Origin of the sequence: Flavobacterium sp. (assembly GCF_046155325.1) — a bacterium.
In the GTDB taxonomy this organism is placed as follows: domain Bacteria; phylum Bacteroidota; class Bacteroidia; order Flavobacteriales; family Flavobacteriaceae; genus Flavobacterium.
In genome coordinates this window covers 1-4,440 of sequence record NZ_JBJXDQ010000187.1, presented here as the reverse complement: position 1 = coordinate 4,440, position 4,440 = coordinate 1, and the positions used below count along the sequence as shown (strand labels likewise).

The following is a 4,440-nucleotide window of genomic DNA, read 5'->3' as shown; positions in this document are numbered from 1 at the left end:
AAGTTTTTTGATAATAAAACGGCTACTATCGATAATTTCAAGATGAATGCTGCCGACTATTCTATTTTGCATTTGAGTACGCATGCGACCGCTGGCGATACAGAAACTCCTGCAAGGATCCAATTTTTTGATCGAGAAATCTTATATTCTGAATTGTATAACCTCAAGATTAATCCAGACTTGGTGGTATTGAGTGCCTGTGAAACAGGAATTGGAAAACTCTATAAATCCGAAGGAGCGATGAGTATTGCGAGAGGATTTCAGTTTGCTGGTGCTCAAAATATATTGTTTTCGTTGTGGAAAGTAAATGACTTCACAACAGCTACTTTCATGAATTATTTTTATACTAATATTAAAAAAGGAGAATCCTATTTTGAAGCAAATGCCAACGCAAAACTTAATTTTTTGAAAGACACAAAAATCTCAAATACCAAAAAATCGCCTTATTATTGGAGTGCTTTTGTGTATAACGGAGGAATTGAAAGATTGGAACAAACAACGAATTACTCTATTTATATCTTTGGATTATTAACTTTAATTGGATTGTTTTTGGGCTTTAAAGCATTTAGAAAATGAAGAACCTCCCTGATATTCTTAAAAAAGAAAACTACAAGAAGATAAAATTTAAAGTAAGTAAAACTCAGCATTTGCTCCTGAAAGCAAGTATTAATGGCGTGAAAGGGAATTTCATTTCAGACACTGGAGCAAGCAATAGCTGTGTTGGGTTTGAAAGTGTTGCTTTGTTTCAACTCCATGCCACTAAATCAAAAACAAAAGCTGCTGGAGCAGGGGCAACGGGAATGCTAACCCAAATAGCAATTGGTAATAAACTTCAACTGGGAAGATGGAAAATCAATGATTGTGATGTAGTCATCTTTGATTTATCTCATGTCAATAAAGCATTAATTCAACACAAATCAAAACCGGTACATGGCATTATTGGAGCAGATATTCTATTGAAAGGAAAGGGAATTATTGATTATTATAATCATTGTTTGTATCTGAAATAGCAAGTAAAATATATTAAATAAAAAAGCATCCGCCGTGGCGGATGCTTTTTACATTATTCGATAAATAATACTTTATTCTTTTATCAATTTTGAAGTAGTTGTTTTACCATCAATTGTTGATCTAACAATATAAGTTCCTCTTTGTAAACCACTTGTTTGCAAAGTTGTTGAATTGCTGTTTGGTTTTTTTGACAAAACTTCTTGACCTAAAATGTTGTAAACAGATACTCTTTCAATTGATCCATTTGCGTCAATCGTAACACTGTTTTTAGCAGGGTTAGGATACATTTTTACTTTTGAAGTTTCAAATTTTGAAGTTCCTAGAGCAGGGTTTGTAGTAGAAAAATAAAGGTTATCAATATAAACTATCCCCGGAGTAGCAGCTGCAACGTCAAATTTAAATTGGGAAAAACTTGTTGTTTTAAATGCTGGAAATTGAGTAAATGCAGACATTGGTACGTTTACTCCAACCCATTGATTTTTAACTATGTTTGGAACATTATATATCGCCTCAAAAGTTGTTGGACTATTTGAAATAAGATAAAGTCCAAAAGTAGTTGCATCTGTTGTGTAATAGTCAAAATGTACAAATCCCATAGCCGAAATATCTTTTGTTGCAAAAGTTTGACCATAACCTCCATTTGCAAAATTATATTTAAGTGCGTTATTTACACCTACGCTTGTGTCTAAATCTGCTGTTCCAACACTACCAAAATCACCTGAATAACCCGTTACAGGATATGTTTCACCATAAAGACCTATAACAGAAGATGGAGTAACTGTAGGTGGTATTGGAGCTGCAATAGGATTTACATCTAAAACAGCTGTTTTAGAACCAGCGTTATAGGTTCCACCAGCGGCTTGATTGGCTGTAATAGTTGTAGAACCTACACCTACTATAGATACAGTACTTCCAGCAACAGTTGCCACTAAATTATTACTACTAGAATAGGTTATAGCTCCTGGACTGTTGCTAGTAATTAAAGGAGTCAAAGAAAATGCAGGATCAGTCACTGATTTAGCAGGTATTGTAAACGATATTGTAGGGGTACCTGCTGGCAATGGATCTCTCCAAAAATACATGTTATCTATATACGCAAGTCCTAAAAGTGGCGAACTGATTATAAACTCTGCGATATCATTTCTTGCCCCATTAAGAGGTGAAAAACTACTTAGTGGAATATCTAATGAAATCCAAGTGCCAGGATTTGGAGTTGGTAATTTTGGGGTACTAGCATTTGTGGCAGTAAATATAATTGCATTGGCTTCTCCCGATCCGTTTGCCCAGTTAGAAAACTTAGTAATAAAAACTTTGTCTAAAGTAGCTGTGGTTGAAGGGATCCATAAATCAATATGGAAATTAGTCATTGGTGTAGCATCAATTCTATTTGCAGGAGTAGTAAATTGTACTCCTAAAAAATCAGAAAATATAACTTTCTTAGTGTCATTACCAGCAATTACAACGTCTGATATTTCAGCACTATCATAACTTGCAGACCAGTTTTCAATTGTCTTATTAGTATACGCATTACTAAAAAGCGAAATCACATCAACTGCATTACGAGCAGGAGGTGTCGGTGCAGCTGTTGTTGGCGCTGGATCAGGAGCGGCTGTAGCCGAAACGCCGGTAACATTATCAACATGAACATTAAAATCCGATGGAGTTGCCCATCCTGTATTAGTTGCATTTCTTCCTGGGAAAAATACAATCTTAGCATAATCTCCATTAGCAACTGCTGTACCGTCTGATGAAGTGTTAAAAGTAAAAGTTAGGGTTTGCCACTGATTAGGGGTTGTGTAAGATGCTGGAGTAGCAGAGTTAGGTCCAGTTCCTGATTCTACTTTTGCTAGCATTGTAAAAGCTTTTGTAGAGTAAACATCGACTTTCATTGTTTTATCAGTAGTAAGTCTAATCCTTTTAGAACCTGTAAATACAAACTCGGCACCTTGCCATGGATTACCCAAAGCTGAACTTTTCAATTGCAAACCAAGACCTCTGGTTCCTCCTGAAGCAGGGTCAGCTACAATAAAAGCACCCTCAACAGGGGGAACATTATTAGGAGTAAGCTTTCCTAGTCCTTCAAACCCTGCAAAAGTAAATGTTGAAGAAGTTTGAAAATCTTGAAGTAAAATTTGTTGTCCAAAGGCAAAACAGGATAACATTAATGTAATTAAAAGAGTAATTTTTTTCATAATGTGTAATTTAGTTGATTAATTAACTGCAAATGTATAATTTATTTTGCAAAAAGCGATAATTTTAAACTTGAAAAAAACTATACAAATACTATACAAAAAACCATTAAAATGCTTAAAAACAACTGTTTAACTCTAAATATAATCCTTACAATACTTACTTTCAGTCTATTTTATGTCTTGACACAATGTATAGTGAATAAATGATTGAAAAACGTGTGATGAAATGATTTATAACGTTGTTTAAAACAAAAATCCCAACTCATTTTTTAAAATAAGTTGGGATTTAGTATAAAAACAAGAAGTGTTTTTTACAACTCAAATGCTTTCTTAGGATTGTTTTCGCACAGCAATTCTACTGGGTTTTCTAATGCTTCTTTTACGGCAACTAGAAACCCAACCGATTCGCGACCATCAATAATTCTATGGTCATAAGAAAGTGCCACATACATCATAGGATGAATCTCTACCTTTCCGTTTACTGCGATTGGACGCTCAATAATATTGTGCATTCCTAGAATTCCAGATTGTGGCGGATTGATAATGGGTGTACTCAACATACTTCCGAAAACACCTCCGTTAGTAATAGTAAAAGTACCGCCAGTCATATCGTCAACAGTAATTTGTCCGTCACGTGCTTTGATAGCCAATCTTTTGATATCAGCTTCAATTCCTCTAAAGGTTAGATTTTCGGCATTACGAACTACAGGTACCATTAGTCCTTTTGGTCCTGAAACCGCAATAGAAATGTCACAAAAATCAAATGCAATTTTATAATCACCATCCATCATCGAGTTCACATCAGGAAATAATTGTAGCGCTCTTGTTACCGCTTTGGTAAAAAACGACATGTATCCTAATCCTATTCCTCCGTGTTTTGCCTTGAAAGCATCTTTGTACTCGTTACGCAATGTATTTATTGGCGTCATATTAACTTCATTAAATGTCGTTAACATGGCCGTATCGTTTTTGGCAGCTACTAATCTTTCTGCTACTTTTCTACGCAACATTGATAATTTGGTGCGTTCTGTACCACGACTTCCACCAGTAGGAGTTCCCATAGATGGTGTAGCATTTACAGCATCATCCTTAGTAATTCTACCCGCTTTACCAGTTCCTACAACAGATTCAGGTGTTATATTTTTTTCGTCTAATATTTTTTTAGCAGCTGGCGAAGGATGTCCAAGCCCCCCCGCCCCCGAAGGGGGAGTTTGAGCAACAACAGGTGATGCTTTTA

Annotated in this window: 4 protein-coding genes; 2 read left to right on the top strand and 2 right to left on the bottom strand. The window is 35.4% G+C overall.

What is annotated here, in order from left to right:
* Both ACKVOD_RS12600 and ACKVOD_RS12595 read left to right on the top strand, forming a co-directional pair.
* Positions 1-576 (top strand): CHAT domain-containing protein (locus ACKVOD_RS12600; RefSeq protein WP_409209820.1); only part of this gene is annotated, 576 nt, incomplete at its 5' end.
* Entirely contained in the window at positions 573-1,010 is a 438-nt protein-coding gene (locus ACKVOD_RS12595) for a retropepsin-like aspartic protease (protein ID WP_409209819.1), read from the top strand. The genes ACKVOD_RS12600 and ACKVOD_RS12595, both read left to right, overlap by 4 nt.
* A 72-nt stretch (positions 1,011-1,082) precedes the next feature.
* Here ACKVOD_RS12595 and ACKVOD_RS12590 read toward each other — a convergent pair whose 3' ends face one another.
* Complete coding sequence (locus ACKVOD_RS12590; protein WP_409209818.1) at positions 1,083-3,203, bottom strand: T9SS type A sorting domain-containing protein; 2,121 nt, start codon at positions 3,201-3,203, stop codon at positions 1,083-1,085.
* A 311-nt stretch (positions 3,204-3,514) separates the two neighbouring features.
* Positions 3,515-4,440, bottom strand: a 926-nt coding sequence (gene sucB / locus ACKVOD_RS12585; protein WP_409209817.1) for a dihydrolipoyllysine-residue succinyltransferase, incomplete at its 5' end; no start/stop codon positions are given.